Source organism: Methylobacterium sp. J-048 (assembly GCF_022829515.1).
Taxonomy (GTDB): Bacteria; Pseudomonadota; Alphaproteobacteria; order Rhizobiales; family Beijerinckiaceae; genus Methylobacterium.
The window spans coordinates 24132-42221 of sequence record NZ_JAKSYL010000254.1; the positions used below are offsets into that span (position 1 = coordinate 24132).

Genomic DNA, 18090 nt, shown 5'->3' on the forward strand with positions numbered 1-18090 from the left:
CGACTCGCCGGGCCGACACGCTCTAGATACGGCCATGCTTACGCCTGCACCACGTCCATCGCTTGCCGCCAGTGCCCTGCCGGTCCTGTTCGTCCCGATCTGGGCGACCGGCTTCATCTCCGCCCGGGCCGTGATCCCGCACGCCGACCCGCTGGGCTTCACGGCGGTCCGGTTTACCGGCGTCGCCCTGCTGTTGGCGCTGATCGCGGCGGCGTCCCGGGTGCGCTGGCCCGGGACCCAGGCGGGCTGGCGCGATCCCATCGTGGCGGGCTTCCTGATGCAGGGGATCTACCTGTCGGGGGTGTTCTGGGCGGTGAGCCGGGGGCTCCCGGCCGGGATCGCCGCCCTGGTCGGCAGCCTCCAGCCGCTGCTGACGGCGCTCCTGGCGGGACCGCTGCTCGGCGAGCGCGTCAGCGGCCGCCGGGCGCTCGGGATCCTGCTCGGCTTCGCCGGGGCCGGCCTGGTGCTCGCCCCCAAGCTCGGCGCCGCCGACCCGTCCGGGATCCCGCCGGTGGCCCTGGCTGTCAGCCTCGTGGCGGTCCTGGCCCTGACGCTGGGCACCCTCTGGCAGAAGCGCACCGGCGGCGGCGGCGACCTCCTGGCCAACGCGACGCTGCAATTCGTGGGCGGGATGGCCTGTGCGATCCCGCTGGCGCTGGCCTTCGGACATGCCGAGATCGACCCGGTGGCACCCCTGTGGCTCGGGCTCGCCTGGGCGATCCTGGTGAACTCGGTGGCCGGGATCCTGCTGCTGCTTGCGCTGATCCGGCGCGGCGCTGTGGCGGGCGTCGCCGCCCTGTTCTTCCTGGTGCCGCCGGTGGCGGCCGTGCTGGGCTACCTGCTGTTCGGCGAGGTGCTGACCCTGGTGCAGGTCGCCGGGATGGCGGTGGCGGCACTCGGCGTCGCGGTGGCGAGCCGGGCCTGACCGGAGGTCTTGGCGCCGCAGTCCCGGAACCGCCGGAAAGGCCCGGTCTTTCGCTTGATACCGCCCAGCCGCCGAAGAGCCGGGCCGGATCGACCAGATCCCCGGGAGGCCCCATGAACCAGATCCTCGTCGTCGCGCTCATCTGTGCCGCCAACGTCCAGGCTCCGGACTGCTCGCGGGAGACCGCCCTCGACGTGATCACCGGGCCGGCCCACACGCTGCAGGAATGCCTGATCCAGGGACCGGTGCTCGCGGCCAATACCGGTTTCACCGGCGAGAACGGCGCCTACGTGAAGACGCGCTGCGAGCAGAAGCACTGAACCGGAGCGCCGGGCGCCGAAGGGGAGGTCGGTTCGGCGTCACCGCGCGCGTCGAAAGCCCACGGCCTTCAACTTGAGTTCAAGACGCGGCAAATGAAATCTGCTTCGGCCTCGGCGTCGGACGGGTTAGAAGAGATGATCCAATAAAACGCCACGCGAGCAAAAATCATGTCCGCATCCCCCGCCATCCAGACCGAACCACAGGACGTCGTCAGCCTCACCAAGGCCGCCGGTGAGAGCGCGAAGGCCCTCGTGGCGGAGGCCATCCGGCGCGTGCGGACACGTATCCTCGGCACGGACGGGCGGATCGATGCCGGCAAGCTCGAGGCGCAGCAGCACGCCGCCCACGGGCTAGCCTGGCTCGCGACCTACGCGGAGGCGGTGGCCGAGCTCGGTGGCTATGCCGAGCGCCTCCAGGCCGAGGGCCGGTTCGGCGAGACCGAGATGCTGCTCGTGCGGATCGGCGCCGGCGAGTATCTCGACCAGCTGTTCTCCGGCATCCCGATGAGCCAGGGCGAGATGGTCCGGCCGACCGGCTCGCTCGGTCTCTCGGCCAAGGAGGTCGCGCAGTACCGCACCGACGCGGTCGAGACCCTGATCGCCGAGGGCAACACCCCGGAGCACCGCGCCGCCCTGGTGGCGCTGATGCGCGAGGGCGGCGGCTCGGCCACCGTCGGCGCCTCGGGCCTCGACGAGGACATGGAGGCGATCCGCTCCGAGATGCGCCGCTTCGGCAAGGCCGAGGTGGTCGAGCAGGCGCATGAGTGGCACCTGAAGAACGAATACATCCCCATGGAGGTCGTCACCAAGATGGCCGAGCTGGGCGTGTTCGGCCTCACCATCCCGGAAGAGTACGGCGGCATGGGCCTGCCCAAGACCGCGATGTGCGTGGTCTCGGAGGAGCTGTCCCGGGCCTATATCGGCGTCGGCTCGCTCGGCACCCGCTCGGAGATCGCCGCCGAGCTGATCCTGTGCGGCGGTACCGAGGAGCAGAAGCACCGCTTCCTGCCCAAGATCGCCTCGGGCGACATCCTGCCGACCGCGGTGTTCACCGAGCCGAACACCGGTTCGGATCTCGCCTCGCTCCGCACAAAGGCGGTGAAGGACGGCGACACCTGGAAAATCACCGGCAACAAGACCTGGATCACCCATCCGGTCCGGGCCGACATCATGACCGTGCTGGTGCGGACCAAGCCCGAGGAGAAGGGCCATCGCGGCCTCTCGATGCTGATCGCCGAGAAGCCCCGGGGCACGGACGAAGAGCCGTTCCCGGTCCAGGGCCTGTCGGGCGGCGAGATCGAGGTGCTCGGCTACCGGGGCATGAAGGAATACGAGCTGGCCTTCGAGGGGTTCGAGGTGCCCGGCGGCAACCTGCTCGGCGAGGTCGAGGGCAAAGGTTTTGCCCAGCTGATGCAGACCTTCGAGTCCGCCCGGATCCAGACCGCGGCCCGGGCCATCGGCGTCGCCCAGTCGGCCCTCGACGTGGCCCTGCGCTACGCCGAGGAGCGGGTCCAGTTCGGCAAGGCGCTGGTCAGCTTCCCGCGGGTCGCCGACAAGCTCGCCATGATGGCGGTGGAGATCAACATCGCCCGCCAGCTCACCTACTTCTCGGCCCGCGAGAAGGATGCCGGCAAGCGCTGCGACCTGGAGGCCGGGATGGCCAAGCTGCTCGGTGCCCGGGTCGCCTGGGCCGCCGCCGACAACGCTCTGCAGATCCACGGCGGCAACGGCTTCGCGCTGGAATACCCGGTCAGCCGGATCCTGTGCGACGCCCGCATCCTGTCGATCTTCGAAGGCGCCGCCGAGATCCAGGCCCAGGTCATCGCCCGGCGGCTGCTCGAAGCCGCCTGACGGATCGGGAACTGAAAGGCTCGGGGGCTCTGCCCCCGAACCCCGCCAAAGGGCTGAGCCCTTTGGGAACCCGCTACTTGGTGATCTTCACCGAGACCGGGTCGCTCGACGGGAACGTCTCCTCGAGGGCGTCGTCGAGGCGCTCGTCCATCTTCTCCTGCTTGTTGGCGGGGTTGGCCTTGTCGTCCGGCTTGGCGCTGCCCTGCTGGAAGCCGGGCTTGGTCTCGTCCTGAGGCTTGTGGTCGTCGGCCATGTCTGTCGCTCGTCCGTGACGGGTGCACGCTCGGTGCCTGTGCGCGTCAACGCGACGGAGCCCGGGTGTTTCCGGTTTTTTCGATCGCGAGGCGTATCAATCAGGCCGTCGCCACCGCGCCGCCGGCCGCGTGCCGCGCCGCCCGGCCGCGCGCAGAGGCTTCGCGCATCACCATCTCGTAGAGTCCGGTCAGCCGGTCGAGATGAACCGCCGGCGTCAGCGGCGCAGTCCAGTAGCGGGCATGCGCGGCCCGGCCCATCCGGGCGGCGAGGCCGTCATCGGACAGGCGGCGCAGATGGGCGGCGAGCGCGTCGGGATCGCCCGAGCGGAACCAGAAGCCGGTCTCGCCATCGACCACCGCCTCCCGGCCCGCGCAGGCATCGCTGACGATCACCGGCGTGCCGCAGGCCAGAGCCTCGTAGACGGTGAGCGGCTGGCCCTCGTACCAGACGCTCGGGAAGACCAGCGCCCGGGCCTGCCGCATCAGCGCCTGCACGGCGGCGGGATCGCGCCAGCCGAGCATCACCGCCTCGGGATAGCGGGCGGCGAGGTCGGCCCGCTCCGAGCCGTCGCCGACGAACACAGCCCGGACCCCGGCCCGCCGGGCGGCTTCCGCGAAGATCGGCGCGCCCTTCTCGGTGGAGATCCGGCCGACGAACAGGAAGTCGCCCGGCGGCCCTTCATGGACCGGTGCCTGTTCCACCGCGATCGGGTTGTCGACCCGGTGGAACATCGTGCCGGAGGGCATCAGCGGCCGGACCACGCTCTCCTGCAGGTCGCTGATCGTGACGACGTGGGCGAACAGCTCCGGCAGCCGGGCGACATGCGCGAGCCCGGCATGGCGGATCATCCGGGCGACCTTGCGCGGATAGCTGCGCGCGTCGCAATTCGCCAGGATGCAGGAGGCCGACATCGGCGTGCGGTGACAGATCTTCTGCTCGGGATAGGCGTAGAACCCCCCGGTCGGGCAGACCAGGAAGAACTCGTGCATCGTGTACAGGCACGGCAGGCCGGAGGCCCGCAGGGCCGGGCCGATGGCCGGCGACAGCGCCTTGGCGAAGGCGTGGACATGGACCAGGGTGTCGCGCGGATCGCAGGCGGCGAGCTCGGCCGCCAGGGCACGGGCCGCTTTCCCGTTCCAGATCGCCTGGGCCGCGAAGGCTAACTTGCTCCGCGCCGTCGTGACGTCGTCCTGATCGAGGCAGACCACCCGGATGCCGGCGGGCTCCAGCCGCGGGTCGACCGGACCCACGGCCGCGAACAGGCTGACGCGAAACCCCCGCGCGGCGAGCCCAAGGGCGGATTCGATCGCCACCTTGGCTTGGCCGCCGTTGATCGCGGCGTGATCGGCGACGAGGACGACGTGCACGTCAAAAAGTTCCGTCGCTCAGATCTGGGACAGAAACCTGTACCAGCCGGCGGTTGATCCTCCGTAAACCCGCTTGCACGTATCGTCGCGGCGGTTTCTGCCGGGATTGTCCATGCACGTCGTGATCCTCGCCGAGTTCGCGACCGCCAGCGGCGGGGCGGAGAAGGTCGCCCTGGAATCGGCCCGCGGGCTCGCCGAGGCCGGCCTGGCGGTGACCTACATCCAGGCGATCCCGGGCCCGGTCGATCCCCTGCTGGACCACCGCAACATCCGGCGGATCGAACTCGGCCTGCCCGACATCTGGACCCTGGGCGGCATCCAGGCGGCGGCCACCGGGATCTGGCACGCCGCCGCGGCCCGCGCCCTCGAGGCGGCGCTCCGACAGCTGCCGGCGGCACCGGACTGCCTCCACCTGCACCAATGGACCCGCACCCTGTCGCCGGCGATCTTCCCGGTCCTGTCCCGGCTCGGCGTGCCGGTGGTCGTCACCCTGCACGATTACGCCCTGGCCTGTCCGAACGGGGTCTATTACCGGTTCGACCGGGCCGAGCCCTGCGGGCTGGCGCCGCTCTCGCCGGCCTGTCTCGCCGCGCCCTGCGATCCCCGCAGCCGGGTTCACAAGCTCGTGCGCGTCGCCCGCGCGGGGGCGCTCCGGCAGGCGTTGCACGGGCGTCCGCTCCACGTCGTCCATGTCAGCGATGCCAGCCGGCGGCGGCTCGGTGACCTGCTCGGCGGCTACGCCCTCACCCATCACCGCGTCGACAACCCCGTCCGGGTCGCGGATGGGCCGCCGGCCGATCCCGCCCGCGGCGACGCCATCGCGTATGTCGGGCGCCTGACCCGGGAGAAGGGCGCCGACCTCGTTGCGGACGCCGCCCGCGCCGCCGGGCTCCCGGCCCTGTTCATCGGCGCCGGCCCCCTGGAGGCGGAGCTGCGCGCCCGGCCCGGGGTCGAGGTGATCGGCTGGCAGGCGCCGGACGCCGTCTGGACCCTGCTGCGTCGCCGGGCCCGGGCGCTCGCGGCCCCGTCGCGCTGGTACGAGACCGGGCCGCTCACGGTCTACGAGGCCCTGGCGGCCGGCATCCCGGTGGTCGCTTCCGAGCGGTCCGGGGCTGCCGAAAAAGTCTGGGACGGGCAGACCGGCTTCGTGGTCGCCCCTGAGATCGAGGCCCTGGCGGCGGCGTTCTCGGCCCTGCGGGACGATACCTGTGCGGCAACCCTCGGGGCGAATGCCCGGATCCGGTTCCAGGCCGCGCCGATGACGCTCGCCACCCACGCTGCCGCGCTCCGCTCGCTCTATGCGGGACTCGTGGAGAGCCGCGCTGGTGCGCTGCACCATACCGGGCTGGCGGCCCGGGCGGAGCAGTCGAGCGCGCGGTCGGCCTGACACCGAATCGGCAAGTCTCGGCCCCAAGCGTGTTGGCTATAGACAGCGAGTAAGATTTATATAGAGAGGCGTCGAGGCGGCCGAGACGCGCCATGATGCCAAGCGAAACGGCCTAGGTTTATCCGGACCGGACGCGGTCTCCGCAAGGCGGTGCGAAGACTGTCTGGATACCGGCGATCTGCATTTTATCGGGATTTTCACCCCCGTGCCCACCCCCGAATAGGAACTTGACTTCTTGTTGCAGTGCAACATATAGAGGCGCGTCACCGCGGACGCAGATTGGCGTCCCACCCGAGACAGCGTGCTGGAGACCCCGATGCAGACCCCGAATTTCGAGATCCCGACCGAGATGCGCGACTTCGCCGAGAAGAGCGTCGACCAAGCACGCAACGCCGTCGGCACCATGATGGCGAACGCCATGAAGGCCGCCGAGCAGGCCCAGGTTTCGGGCCAGACCTTCCAGTCGACCCTGACGGCGGCGGTCTCGAAGGGTTTCGAGCACGCCCAGAACAACGCCAACGCGACCTTCGACTTCGCCCAGAAGCTGGCGCGCACCAAGGACCTGCGCGAGGCCTTCGAGGTGCAGTCCGAGTTCGTCCGCAGCCAGTTCGCCGCGCTCCAGGCCCAGGCCAAGGATTTCGGCGCCCTCGCGCAGCAGAACATCGCCCGCTGAAGACCGACCTGTCCGCCACCGGCGGATCGATCGGGCGGCGCCCGGCCCGACGCGGCCGGGCGCCGTCAGACATAGCAAACCGAAGACGGTCTTCCCTCCGGCCGCCGCTCCGTCAGGGAGCCCGACGCGGACAAGGAGGGGATCGCGCCATGAGCAAGCTGCATCGACCGAAGGGGCCCCGTCCCCACTGGAATCCGAAGCCGGCCCCGGGTGTGGATCGCGCCGCGCTCCGCGCCGTCCCGCCACCCACCGACACGGCCATCCCGGACGCCGCCGTGTCCAAGGCCATGGCGGCCGGCGCAGGTTCGAGGCCGGACGCCGCCGAGCCGGATCCGGTTGAGGACTCGCTGCCGGTGGCCGCCCTCGTCCCGCCCGTGACGATCCCGCCCGTCATCGCTTCGTCCGCCGCGCCCGCCGCCGTCAGCAACAGCGGCGGATCCGACTTCATGCCGGATCGCCTCGACGTCGTCGGCATCGGTTCGACGATCACCCACTACATGCGCGGCGAGGGTGAAGCGGCCCTGGCGCATCTGCGCGCCCTGTCGGAAGCCGGCTCGCCAACCGAGCTGATGCGCCTGCAGATGGGCGAGGTCCAGCGCGCGGCCGACGCCTCGCTGACCTGCTGGAGCGACGTCATCCGCAAGGCGAGCCGCATCATCGCGTTCCGTTAACCTGCGGATACGTGCTTGAGCCCTGGCTCCGCCCGGATTGCGAAGCAGACAGTCCAGACATAATGTCCAACCTGTCTCATCTGGAACGACGCCATGCGATCCTGGCAGGCCGCCGACGCCAAGCAGAATTTCGGCCGGCTGGTCGATGCGGCTCGAGAGGGGCCGCAGATGCTGCTCAGGCATGCCGAGCCGGTGGGTGTCGTGCTGTCGATGGAGCATTACGAGCGACTCAAGGCTCAAGCCGATGCCGAGTTCGCGAATTTTCTTCTTGCCTCGCCGCTGGATGAGACGGATTTCGACAGGGATGTCGGCATGAGCCTGTCCGGTGGCTGAGCCGCCTGCGGCCTGGATCGTGGACACGAACGTGATCTCACGGCGGCAGGCGACGAAGGATGATCCGGATCCACCGGCGTCACGCTGGATTCGGCGCAACGCCCACCTGATCCGGATCAGCGCCGTGACCATCGCGGAGGTTCGCCGCGGGCTCGCCTTGGAGACTGTGCGGATCGAGCGCCTGAAAGACGCGCGCGCCAGACGGCGCGATCAGGCCGTGCTCGCTATCAAGACGGCTTGGTACGGACAGCTGAGATCCCGCTTCGCCGACCGCATCGTCGCGATCGACGCCGACGTCGCCGAGCGTTGGGCCGACGTCTCGGTCCGGTTTCCCTCCCTGCGCGATGGCGACAAGGCCATCCTCGCCACGGCGCTCGTGCATCGGTATGGGATTGCGACGCGAAACCTGTCGGATTTCAAGGCCTCGCCAGTGCCGCTCGTGAATCCCTTCGACCCGGCGACATGGTGGGGCGCCGATTCCGAAGCGGTGGCGCGCCCCGGGAGCGGTTGATCGGCTGGACGTCAGAAAACCTCACCACACGTGGCTCGCTCCGACGCATGATCGCCATGTTCAGGCTGTCGCATAGGCACGACACGCACGGCCGCATCGAACCGCACCGGGCAACCAACGATTAACCATGGTCCTCCTATGCCTGATCGATGGGCGCGGGAGATGAATCCGGACCGATGCCGAGCCGCGCGCACCTGATCCGTTCTGCCGTTCACGGCCTCTGCCTCGCCCTGACGCTGGCGGGAGCCCCGGTCGTCGCGCAGAACGGCGACAAGCCGGCCAGCCCGGCCCCCGCGATCGCCATCGGGGCGGATCTCGCGAGCCAGGCCGGCACCACGCGGCTCACCCTGACCCTGTCCCGGGCCGTCGATGCCCGCGGCTTCGTGATGGAGCGGCCCGACCGGGCGGTGATCGACCTGCCCGAAGTCAACTTCCAGCTCGATTCCGGGGCCGGGCGCCGCCGCGAAGGGGTGGTGCAATCCTTCCGCTACGGCCTGTTCGCCCCCGGCCGCTCCCGGGTGGTGATCGACCTCGCCGCGCCGGCCACGATCGGGCGGATCGAGACCGTGACCCGTCCCAGGGACGGGGCGGTGCTGCTCACGATCCCGCTTCAGCGGGTCGAGCGCGAGGTCTTCCGCAAGGCGGCCGCCGCCAGTGATCCGACCCCCGCCCAGGCCCGCAGCGCCCCGCCCGAGCCCGCCGACCAGCGCCCGCTGATCATGGTCGATGCCGGGCATGGCGGGACCGATCCCGGAGCGATCGCGGTGGGCGGGGTGTTCGAGAAGGACATCGTGTTCGGCTACGCGCAGGCGCTGGTCGAGAAGCTGGAAGCGAGCGGCCGCTACCGGGTCCGGATGACCCGCGACCGGGACGTGTTCGTGCCGCTGGCCGACCGCGTCCGCCTCGCCCGCGAAGCCAGGGCCGACCTGTTCGTGTCGATCCACGCGGATTCGATCTCGGCGGCGCCCCAGGTCCGCGGCGCCACGATCTACACCAACGCCGAGAAGGCCACCGACATCGAATCCGCCCGGCTCGCCGAGCGCGAGAACAAGGCCGACGCCGCCGCCGGCGCCGACGCCGCCGAGGCGCCCCCGGACATCGTCGACATCCTGCAGGAACTGACCCTGCGCGAGACCCGCGGCTTCTCGTCGGGCTTCGCCCGCACCCTGATGGGCCAGCTCGCCCCGGTGATGGAGATGAGTGCCAAGCCCCACCGGGAGGCGCGCTTCATGGTGCTGCGCTCCCCGGACGTGCCGAGCGTGCTGGTGGAACTCGGCTATCTCTCGAGCAAGCGCGATCTGGAGATGCTGCAATCGCCGGAGTGGCGCGCGGGCGTCACCGGCTCCATGGCCAAGGCGATCGACCAGTTCTTCGGCAATCGCGCGACACTCAGGCCCGCGACGATCACACGGCGGTCGGCCGCCGTCGCCCCAGTTTTACCATAGAGTAAGTGTCGATACGGGACGTCCGAACGCCCCGTCGCACCGCCGCTGAACCGGCAATCCGAGGGGGCTTCACGGGAGCGTCCGGGAGCCGACCGCGTCGAGAATGGACGCCCGTGCCGGACGAGCCGAACCCGGCAGGCGGCCGGGCCAGCGACGAGCGGAACACCGGATGCGTCTGATCCTTCGTTTCTTCGGGATCCTGTTCAGCGCCGCCGCGGTGCTGTTCGTGGTCGGCGCCGCGGCCGGCGGGTACTTCTACTGGAAGTACAGCCAGGACCTGCCCGACCACGCCGCGCTCGCCAATTACGAGCCGCCGGTGATGACCCGCATCCACGCGTCGGACGGCTCGCTGCTCGCCGAGTATGCCCGCGAGCGCCGCCTGTACCTGCCGATCCAGGCGATGCCGAAGATCGTGGTCGCGGCCTTCCTGTCGGCCGAGGACAAGAACTTCTACAAGCACGGCGGCATCGACCCCGAGGGGATCGTCCGCGCCTTCCTGACCAACGCCAAGTCGGGCAAGCGCCAGGGCGCCTCGACCATCACCCAGCAGGTCGCCAAGAACTTCTTGCTGTCCTCCGAGCAGACCTATGACCGCAAAATCCGGGAGGCGCTGCTGGCCCTGCGGATCGAGGCGGCCTACTCCAAGGACAAGATTCTCGAACTCTACCTCAACGAGATCTTTTTGGGGACGATCGTTCCCGGCCGCAACCTGCACGGGGTCGCGGCCGCCGCGCTCGATTATTTCGGAAAATCGGTCCACGAACTGACCATCAACGAGGCCGCGTATCTCGCCGCGCTGCCGAAGGGGCCGAACAACTACCACCCCTACCGCAAGACCCAGGCGGCGCTGGACCGCCGCAACGAGATCATCCGCCTGATGGCGGAGAACAGCTACATCACCAAGGAAGAGGCGGAGTCCGCCAAGAAGATGCCGCTCGGGGTCAACCCGCGGGTCGCCTTCCCGAACGCCGCCAACGCCAACTACTTCACCGAGGAAGTCCGGCGCGAGATTTCCGAGCGCTACGGCGAGAAGAAGCTTTACGAGGGCGGCCTCTCGGTGCGCGCCACCCTCGATCCGAAGATGCAGGGCTGGGCGCGCAAGGCCCTGGTCGATGGCCTCGTGCGCTACGACCAGGCCCATGGCTGGCGCGGCGCCGTCACCAAGGTCGACCTGACCGGGCGCGACTGGGGCATGGCCGCCGCCGAGGTCCCGGCGCTGGGCGACGTGGCGCCCTGGCGGCTGGCCGTGGTGCTGGGCAATGGCGGCGGCGGCGTGCAGGTCGGCCTCCAGCCCAAGCGCGAGGCGTCGGGCCAGGTCGCCAAGGACCGCGAGACCGGCGTGATCACCCCGGACGGCATGCGCTGGGCCGGCCGGCCGAACCTCCAGCCCGGCGACATGGTCTATGTCGAGGCGATGGAGGGCGGCCGCGGCCAGTTCCGCCTGCGCCAGAAGCCCGAGGTCTCCGGCGCCATCGTGGCGATGGATCCGAATACCGGCCGCGTCCACGCGATGGTCGGCGGCTTCTCGTACGACGAATCCGAGTTCAACCGCGCCACCCAGGCGATGCGCCAGCCCGGCTCGTCGTTCAAGCCGATCGTCTACTCGGCGGCGCTGGACAACGGCTACACCCCGGCCTCGATCGTGCAGGACACGCCGATCACCATCGAGGCCGGTCCCGGCCAGGAGGCGTGGACGCCCTCGAACTACGACGGCAAGTCCGGCGGCCCGCACACCCTGCGGTACGGGATCGAGCACTCGAAGAACCTGATGACGGTCCGGCTCGCCAAGGATGTCGGCATGCCGCTGATCGCCGAGTACGCCCGCCGCTTCGGGGTGTACGACGACCTGCTGCCGGTGCTGCCGATGTCGCTGGGCGCCGGCGAGACCACGGTCATGCGCATGGTCACGGCCTACTCGATGCTCGCCAATGGCGGGCGCCGCATCCGGCCGACCCTGATCGACCGGATCCAGGATCGGATCGGCGAGACGATCTACCGGCACGACAACCGCAAGTGCATCGGCTGCGACGCCGAGAAGTGGTCCGGCCAGGACGAGCCGAAGCTGGTCGACGATTCCGAGCAGGTGCTCGACCCGCTCACCGCCTACCAGATGGTCTCGATCATGGAGGGCGTCGTCCAGCGCGGCACCGCGACCCTGCTCAAGCAGATCGGCAAGCCGCTGGCCGGCAAGACCGGCACCACCAACGACGCCAAGGACGCGTGGTTCGTGGGCTTCTCGCCGGATCTGGCCGTCGGGATCTATATCGGCTTCGACAAGCCGCGCTCGCTCGGCGACCGGGCCACCGGCGGCGGCCTCGCGGCCCCCATCGCCCTCGAGTTCCTGAAGGTCGCCCTCAAGGACAAGCCGCCGACCCCGTTCCGGGTGCCGCCCGGGATCAAGCTGATCCGCGTGAACCTCGCCTCCGGCACCCGCGCCGGTTCCGGCGAGGGCGCCGGCACGATCCTGGAGGCGTTCAAGCCCGGCACCGCACCGCCCGATTCCTACTCCGCCCCGGCCTCCTCCGGCCAGAGTGCCGCCCCCGCGGCGGTGCCGGTGGACCCGGATCGCGCGGCACAGGCGGGCGGGCTGTATTGAGGAACGGCCGCGGGATGAACCACCCTGTCATTCCGGGGCGCCGCAGGCGAGCCCGGAACCCATAACCGCCGACGGTGCGAGGTCTTGACCTGTCGGTATGGATCCCGGGTTCCGCTTCCCGGCCCCGGGATGACGAGGCGGGTGATGGGGTGGTTGCGAAACGCCCACAGACAGAAAAAAGCCGCCCGATTGGGGGCGGCTTGGATGAGTCAAGGGAGGCATCAAACAGAGCCGGACGAGAAGGTCCCACTCGATATCCAGAACGTTCTGGACGCCCTCTTCGTACGATACGATCGTTAAGGGTCGATTAAAAACAAGTCTTCGGACAAAAACTCACGCGGCGAGACTGTCGAACAATCCGCGCCCGTCGGTGCCGCCGATCAGGCCTTCGACGAAATTTTCGGGGTGCGGCATCATCCCGAGGACGTTGCCGCCCTCCGAGTAGACCCCCGCGATCGCGTTGAGGGAGCCGTTGCGGTTGGCCTCGACCGTGATCGTCCCGGCGGCGTCGCAGTACCGGAACGCCACGCGGCCTTCGCCCTCGATCCGTGCCAGCATCTCGGGATCGGCGAAGTAATTGCCCTCGCCGTGCGCGACGCAGACGTCGATGACCTGCCCCTTCTGGTAGGCGCTGGTGAAGCGGGTGTCGGTGCGCTCGACCCGGAGCGTCTGCCGGTGGCAGATGAAGCGCCGGTTGACGTTGCGCATCAGGACGCCCGGCAGGAGACCCGATTCGCACAGGATCTGGAAGCCGTTGCAGATGCCGAGCACCAGGCCGCCTCGGGCCGCATGCGCCCGCACCGCATCCATGGCGGCCGCCCGCCCGGCGATGGCGCCGCAGCGCAGGTAATCGCCGTAGGAGAAGCCACCCGGCAGGACGGCGAGGTCGGTCCCGGCCGGCAGGTCGTGATCGGCGTGCCAGACCATGCTGACCCGCGCCCCCGACCGGCGCAGGGCCCGGGCGACGTCGCTCTCGCGATTCGAGCCCGGAAAGACGACGACCGCAGCGTGCATCAGAGGATCTCGATCGCGTAATTCTCGACGACGGTGTTGGCCAAGAGCTTCTCGCAGGCCGTGCGCAGGGTGGCCTCGGCGGCCGGGCCGTCACCGGCCGAGACTTCGAGGTCGAACACCTTGCCCTGGCGGACGCTGTCGATGCCCTCGATGCCCAGCGACCGGAGCGCGGCCTCGATCGCCTTGCCCTGCGGGTCCAGTACACCGGTCTTCAGGGTAACGATGATACGGGCTTTCATGGATCTTCAGGTCTCACGCGCAGCCGGAACCAGGGCGCGACCCGCGGCGTCGTTACGCGGGCGGCCGTCGCGCGTTCCTAGCAGGAAGGCCGCCGGCCTGTCGAACGCCGTGTCGGACGGGGGACGGCTACCGGGACGCGGTCCGCGCCCGGATCGGCTCGATGCTGGTCGCCCGGCGCCAGAGCTGCAGCATGATCCAGGCCGCGAACAGGCTGGAGACGCCCATCAGGACGTGGCCGACCCGGTCGCCCAGATCGAACAGGCCGGCCAGGGCCCAACCGGCCGCGATGGCGACGGCGAACACCTCGGTGCCGACGAGGACCATCATGCTCACGATGGTGATGGCGTTGCGCCCGTTCACGAGACTCGTCCCCCGGTCGATTGCGAGGCCCCGGACGAAACCCGCCCGGGACCCGCGCAGCTAGCCCACCGGGGAGGGGGGATGCAACCGCGGGACCCGGGATCGGTGGTGTCCCGCCTTCAGCGCGGCGCGCGCTTGGCCAGGATCCGCTGCAGCGTCCGCCGGTGCATGTTCAGGCGCCGGGCGGTCTCGCTGACATTGCGGCTGCACAGCTCGTAGACCCGCTGGATATGCTCCCAGCGGACCCGGTCCGCCGACATCGGGTTTTCCGGCGGGTCGGCCCGCTCGCCGGGCTGCGCCATCAACGTGCCGTGGATCTCGTCGGCGTCGGCGGGCTTGGCGAGATAGTCGAACGCGCCGAGCTTCACTGCGGTGACGGCGGTGGCGATGTTGCCGTAGCCGGTCAGGATCACGCCCCGTGCCTCGGGGCGGCGCTCCTTCAGGCGGGCGATCACGTCGAGGCCGTTGCCATCGCCGAGCCGCATGTCGATCACGGCGAAAGCGGGCGGCCGGGCCTCGACCGCGGAGACGCCCTCGGCGACGCTGTCGGCGACCTGGACATGGTAGCCGCGGCTTTCCATGGCGCGGGCGAGCCGGGTCGAGAAGGGCTTGTCGTCGTCCACGATCAGCAGGCTGCGGTCGGTGAAGGCGGCGAGCGGATCGGCTTCATTGATCACGGCGGGATCGATCGTTGCCGTGGTCCCGGGCTGCGTCAGCATCCGGCACTCCTTTCGAGTTTTTGTAAGGGAATTACTAAGTCAGTTCTTGGTCTGATCCTCATATAGGGACGACATCGCCCGGGGGCAGGGGCGCGCGGATATTGAGTTCCGGCGAATGACGCGGGGCTGCACCTCGTTCGAAGATGTGGCGGGCCCAGGAGACGCGCACGATCGCCCCGTGGGCTTCCGGCGCGGAGACGTTCATCAGCGCGATCTGGGCGCCCGAGCGCTCGATCAGGGTCTTGGCGATGAACAGACCCAGGCCGAGGCCGGCCCCTACGGTCCCGCCGGTTTGCGGCCGGTCGGCGCTGCGGGTGGTTACGTAGGGCTCGCCCGCCCGCAGCAGGACCTCGCCGGCGAAGCCCGGGCCGTCGTCGCGGATCTCCAGCCAGACCCGCTCCTGGGTCCAGCGCGCTTCCACGGTGACGCGGGACTCGGCGAAGTCGACGGCGTTGTCGAGGATATTGGCCAGCCCGAACATCACCCCGGGGTTGCGGCGGCAGGCGGGCTCCGGGCCGTCGCCCTGGCTGGAGATGTCCAGGACCGCGCCGAGGGCACGCTGGGGGGCCACCAGCTCCTCCACCAGATGGCTGAACGTGACCGTTTCCAGGAAGCCGACCCCGTCGCCGTCGAGCGACGTGAGCTTGCCCAGGATGCCCCGGCAGCGGTCGACCTGCTCGCGCAGCAGGTTCAGGTCGTCGGCCACCGCCGGCGAGGCGGTCGGCCCGAGCTGGCGGATCAGCTCCTTGGTCACCAGCATGATGGTGCCCAGCGGCGTGCCCAATTCGTGGGCCGCCGCCGCCGCGAGACCGTCGAGCTGCGACAGGTGCTGCTCCCGGGCGAGCACCAGTTCCGTGGCCGCCAGCGCCTGGGCGAGGAGCCGGGTCTCCTCGGCGACCCGCCAGGCGTAGACGCCGGTGAAGGCGGTCCCGAGCAGGATCGCGGTCCAGACGCCTGAGACATACAGGAACGGCAGTTCGATCCGCCCGTCCGAGAACCACGGCAGCGGCCGGTGCACCAGGGCGAGCAGGGTCGCGAGCCCCACGGCCAGCAGGCCGAGCGCCAGGGTCCGCTCGGGCGGCAGTGCGGTCGCCGAGATCAGCACGGGGGCGAGGAACAGCAGCGAGAACGGGTTCTGCAGGCCGCCGGTGAGGAACAGGAGCGCCGCGAGCTGCACGATGTCGAAGGCGAGCAGCAAGGCCGCGGAATCGTCGCTCAGCCGGTAGCTCGCGGGGAAGCGGATCCGCAGAGCCAGGTTCAGCCAGGATGAGGTGGCGATCACCAGGAAGCACCAGCCGAACGGCAGCGCCAGGCCGAGGCCGAACTGCGCCCCGACCACGGCGGCGCTCTGGCCGGTGATGGCCAGCCAGCGCAGGCGGACGAAGGTGTCGAGCCGGAGGTGGCGGGCGTTGCGGACGAGGCCGTTGAGATCGCTGTCGGGCATGCGTGCATCGGTGCGGCGCCGGAGGAGCCTCGCCGGCGCGAATTTCTTGGCGGATGCCGTGGCAGCGGACCCGGCGCCGTGATCACGGGCACGTCGTCACGGCACGTCGTCACGGGATTTGCCACGGCAGGTCGCCAGAGCAAGTCACCGGCAGCCGGGGATGTTCCGCGATCGTTCAGGGGGGAACCTTATGCTGGCCCCTCGGGTTGCCGCAGGTTTCGAGCCTGTCGGGCCGGTGCCGGCAGCCCCCGAGACCGCGAGGTTGCGATGCTCCTGGCTTACGCGATGTACGAGAGCGCCCGTGCCCTGATGGCGCCGGCCCGGGTCGCCGCCGACCTGACCCGCCACGCCCTCCAGATGCCCGGCAACCCCCTGGCCTACGGGCCCTACGCCCGGGCGATCAGCGCCGGCTGCGAGATGTTCGAGCGCGCCACCCGCCGCTACGGCAAGCCCGCCTTCGGGTTCACCGAGACGATCGTCGACGGGACAGCGGTCCCGGTGAGCGAGCGCGTCGTTTGGGAGCGGCCGTTCTGCCGCCTGGTCGCGTTCGAGCGCGCCTTCCTCACGCCGCCGGCCGAGCCGGAGCCGAAGCTGCTGATCGTGGCTCCGATGTCGGGGCACTACGCCACGCTCCTGCGCGGCACGGTGGAGGCGATGCTGCCGAACCACCGGGTCTACGTCACCGACTGGACCGATGCCCGGATGGTGCCCCTGGCGGAGGGGCGCTTCGACCTCGACAGCTATATCGACTATCTTCAGGAAATCTTCGCAATCCTCGGGCCGGACCTGCACATCATGGCCGTGTGCCAGCCGGCGGTGCCGGTGCTGGCGGCGGTGGCGCTCCTGGAAGCCAAGGGCGCCCCCGTGGTGCCGGCCTCGATGACCCTGATGGGCGGCCCGATCGACACGCGCCGCTCGCCAACAGCGGTGAACTGCCTCGCCCAGGAGCGCGGGCAGACCTGGTTCGAGCGCAACACGATCAGCCTGGTGCCTCCCGTGTTCCCGGGGGCCTGGCGGCGGGTCTATCCGGGTTTCATGCAGCTCTCTGGCTTCATGGCGATGAACCTCGACCGCCACGTCACCGCCCATTCGGACATGTTCGACCATCTGGTGAAGGGCGACGGCGACTCGGCCGAAAAGCATCGGGAGTTCTACGACGAGTACCTGGCGGTGATGGACCTGACCGCGGAGTACTACCTCCAGACCGTGCAGACGGTGTTCGTCGATCACGACCTGCCCAAGGGCCGGATGCGCCACCGCGGAACCCCGGTCGATCTGGGGTCGATCCGTCGCTGCGCCATCCTGGCGGTGGAGGGCGAGAACGACGACATCTCCGGCGTCGGCCAGACCAAGGCGGCCCTCGACCTGACGCCGAACCTGCCCGAATCCCGTAAGGCCTACCATCTCCAGGCGGGCGTCGGGCATTACGGCGTGTTCAACGGCTCCCGCTACCGCACGGTCATCGCCCCCCGGATCGCCGCCTTCATCCGCGCCCAGCAGGCGGAAGCCGGAGCGCGCGGCTCGCATCTGCGGCAGGTGGGCTGAAGCCGGAGACGCCCTCTCCCGTGCGGGCTACGACGTTCACACATCGCTGCCGGATGTGAGCCAAGGCTAACCCCAAGCGCGTTTCCCTCCTCCGTAGAGCTACGGCCTACACAGTTTTGAGGCACCGGCGCTGTTGCAGGCCGCGACGCGCCCCCTCTCCCGTGCGGGAGAGGGTTGGGTGAGGGGCCAAGACTTTCGGGAGATGTCGCAACCCTCAGCCTGTCTCGCTCCCGCACGGGAGAGGGGACCTGCCCCTCCGCCGCCAGCGGCAGGACCACGGCTCTGACCGAAACCTGTATAGCGCATAGCCCGCAGAGGGGGGGGAGGGAGAGACGCCCGTGGCCGGCTGTGCCCTGATCCGGAATGCGATTTATGAAACCGCAGCTCGTCGAGCGAAAGGCGCAGTGCGCCTTCGGACTCTGGGCTGCCGCCGC

General features: G+C 69.8%; 18 protein-coding genes. 11 read left to right on the top strand and 7 right to left on the bottom strand.

Annotation, left to right across the window (positions count from 1 at the left end):
- Positions 1–34 precede the first annotated feature (34 nt).
- The 3 genes from MKL09_RS25850 (at position 35) to MKL09_RS25860 (ending at position 3096) form a co-directional block, all read left to right on the top strand.
- Positions 35–925 (top strand): DMT family transporter, encoded by an 891-nt coding sequence (locus tag MKL09_RS25850; RefSeq protein WP_244024878.1) that lies wholly within the window; start codon positions 35–37, stop codon positions 923–925.
- A 113-nt stretch (positions 926–1038) separates the two neighbouring features.
- Positions 1039–1245, top strand: a complete 207-nt coding sequence (locus tag MKL09_RS25855) for a hypothetical protein (protein ID WP_244024879.1) — start codon at positions 1039–1041, stop codon at positions 1243–1245.
- 168 nt (positions 1246–1413) lie between these two features.
- Complete coding sequence (locus MKL09_RS25860) at positions 1414–3096, top strand: acyl-CoA dehydrogenase family protein (RefSeq protein ID WP_244024880.1); 1683 nt, start codon at positions 1414–1416, stop codon at positions 3094–3096.
- Between the two features lie 73 nt (positions 3097–3169).
- Here MKL09_RS25860 and MKL09_RS25865 read toward each other — a convergent pair whose 3' ends face one another.
- Together MKL09_RS25865 and MKL09_RS25870 are read right to left on the bottom strand one after the other, a co-directional pair.
- Positions 3170–3349, bottom strand: a complete 180-nt coding sequence (locus MKL09_RS25865; RefSeq protein WP_244024881.1) for a hypothetical protein — start codon at positions 3347–3349, stop codon at positions 3170–3172.
- Positions 3350–3449: 100 nt separating this feature from the next.
- Complete coding sequence (locus MKL09_RS25870; RefSeq protein WP_244024882.1) at positions 3450–4718, bottom strand: glycosyltransferase family 4 protein; 1269 nt, start codon at positions 4716–4718, stop codon at positions 3450–3452.
- A 112-nt stretch (positions 4719–4830) separates the two neighbouring features.
- On the opposite strand from MKL09_RS25870, the gene MKL09_RS25875 reads away from it, so the two are divergent.
- From MKL09_RS25875 to MKL09_RS25905, 7 genes are all read left to right on the top strand, one after another.
- Positions 4831–6105, top strand: a complete 1275-nt coding sequence (locus tag MKL09_RS25875) for a glycosyltransferase (protein WP_244024883.1) — start codon at positions 4831–4833, stop codon at positions 6103–6105.
- Positions 6106–6421: 316 nt separating this feature from the next.
- Positions 6422–6778 (top strand): phasin, encoded by a 357-nt coding sequence (locus tag MKL09_RS25880; RefSeq protein WP_244024894.1) that lies wholly within the window; start codon positions 6422–6424, stop codon positions 6776–6778.
- Between the two features lie 149 nt (positions 6779–6927).
- Positions 6928–7449, top strand: coding sequence for a phasin family protein (locus MKL09_RS25885; RefSeq protein ID WP_244024884.1), 522 nt, complete (start codon positions 6928–6930; stop codon positions 7447–7449).
- A gap of 93 nt (positions 7450–7542) precedes the next feature.
- Positions 7543–7782 (top strand): type II toxin-antitoxin system Phd/YefM family antitoxin, encoded by a 240-nt coding sequence (locus MKL09_RS25890; RefSeq protein WP_244024885.1) that lies wholly within the window; start codon positions 7543–7545, stop codon positions 7780–7782.
- A 19-nt stretch (positions 7783–7801) separates the two neighbouring features.
- Entirely contained in the window at positions 7802–8293 is a 492-nt protein-coding gene (locus MKL09_RS25895; protein WP_244024886.1) for a PIN domain-containing protein, read from the top strand.
- A 176-nt stretch (positions 8294–8469) separates the two neighbouring features.
- On the top strand, positions 8470–9738 hold the full coding sequence (locus MKL09_RS25900; RefSeq protein ID WP_244024887.1) for an N-acetylmuramoyl-L-alanine amidase: 1269 nt from the start codon (positions 8470–8472) through the stop codon (positions 9736–9738).
- A 169-nt stretch (positions 9739–9907) separates the two neighbouring features.
- Complete coding sequence (locus MKL09_RS25905; protein WP_244024888.1) at positions 9908–12334, top strand: penicillin-binding protein 1A; 2427 nt, start codon at positions 9908–9910, stop codon at positions 12332–12334.
- 333 nt (positions 12335–12667) lie between these two features.
- Here MKL09_RS25905 and purQ read toward each other — a convergent pair whose 3' ends face one another.
- The 5 genes from purQ to MKL09_RS25930 all read right to left on the bottom strand — a co-directional run bounded on the left by purQ (position 12668) and on the right by MKL09_RS25930 (position 16111).
- Entirely contained in the window at positions 12668–13348 is a 681-nt protein-coding gene (gene purQ / locus MKL09_RS25910) for a phosphoribosylformylglycinamidine synthase subunit PurQ (RefSeq protein WP_244024889.1), read from the bottom strand.
- Positions 13348–13587: a phosphoribosylformylglycinamidine synthase subunit PurS gene (gene purS, locus MKL09_RS25915; protein WP_092040087.1), complete on the bottom strand. Its 240-nt coding sequence runs from the start codon at positions 13585–13587 to the stop codon at positions 13348–13350. The genes purQ and purS overlap by 1 nt, the downstream gene beginning before the upstream one ends.
- Before the next feature lie 127 nt (positions 13588–13714).
- On the bottom strand, positions 13715–13948 hold the full coding sequence (locus tag MKL09_RS25920; protein WP_244024890.1) for a hypothetical protein: 234 nt from the start codon (positions 13946–13948) through the stop codon (positions 13715–13717).
- A gap of 119 nt (positions 13949–14067) precedes the next feature.
- Positions 14068–14667 (bottom strand): ActR/PrrA/RegA family redox response regulator transcription factor, encoded by a 600-nt coding sequence (locus MKL09_RS25925; protein WP_244024891.1) that lies wholly within the window; start codon positions 14665–14667, stop codon positions 14068–14070.
- Positions 14668–14725: 58 nt separating this feature from the next.
- On the bottom strand, positions 14726–16111 hold the full coding sequence (locus tag MKL09_RS25930; RefSeq protein ID WP_244024892.1) for an ActS/PrrB/RegB family redox-sensitive histidine kinase: 1386 nt from the start codon (positions 16109–16111) through the stop codon (positions 14726–14728).
- Between the two features lie 267 nt (positions 16112–16378).
- Between MKL09_RS25930 and MKL09_RS25935 the strand changes: the two genes are divergently transcribed.
- On the top strand, positions 16379–17656 hold the full coding sequence (locus MKL09_RS25935) for a polyhydroxyalkanoate depolymerase (RefSeq protein ID WP_279606130.1): 1278 nt from the start codon (positions 16379–16381) through the stop codon (positions 17654–17656).
- Positions 17657–18090 lie beyond the last annotated feature (434 nt).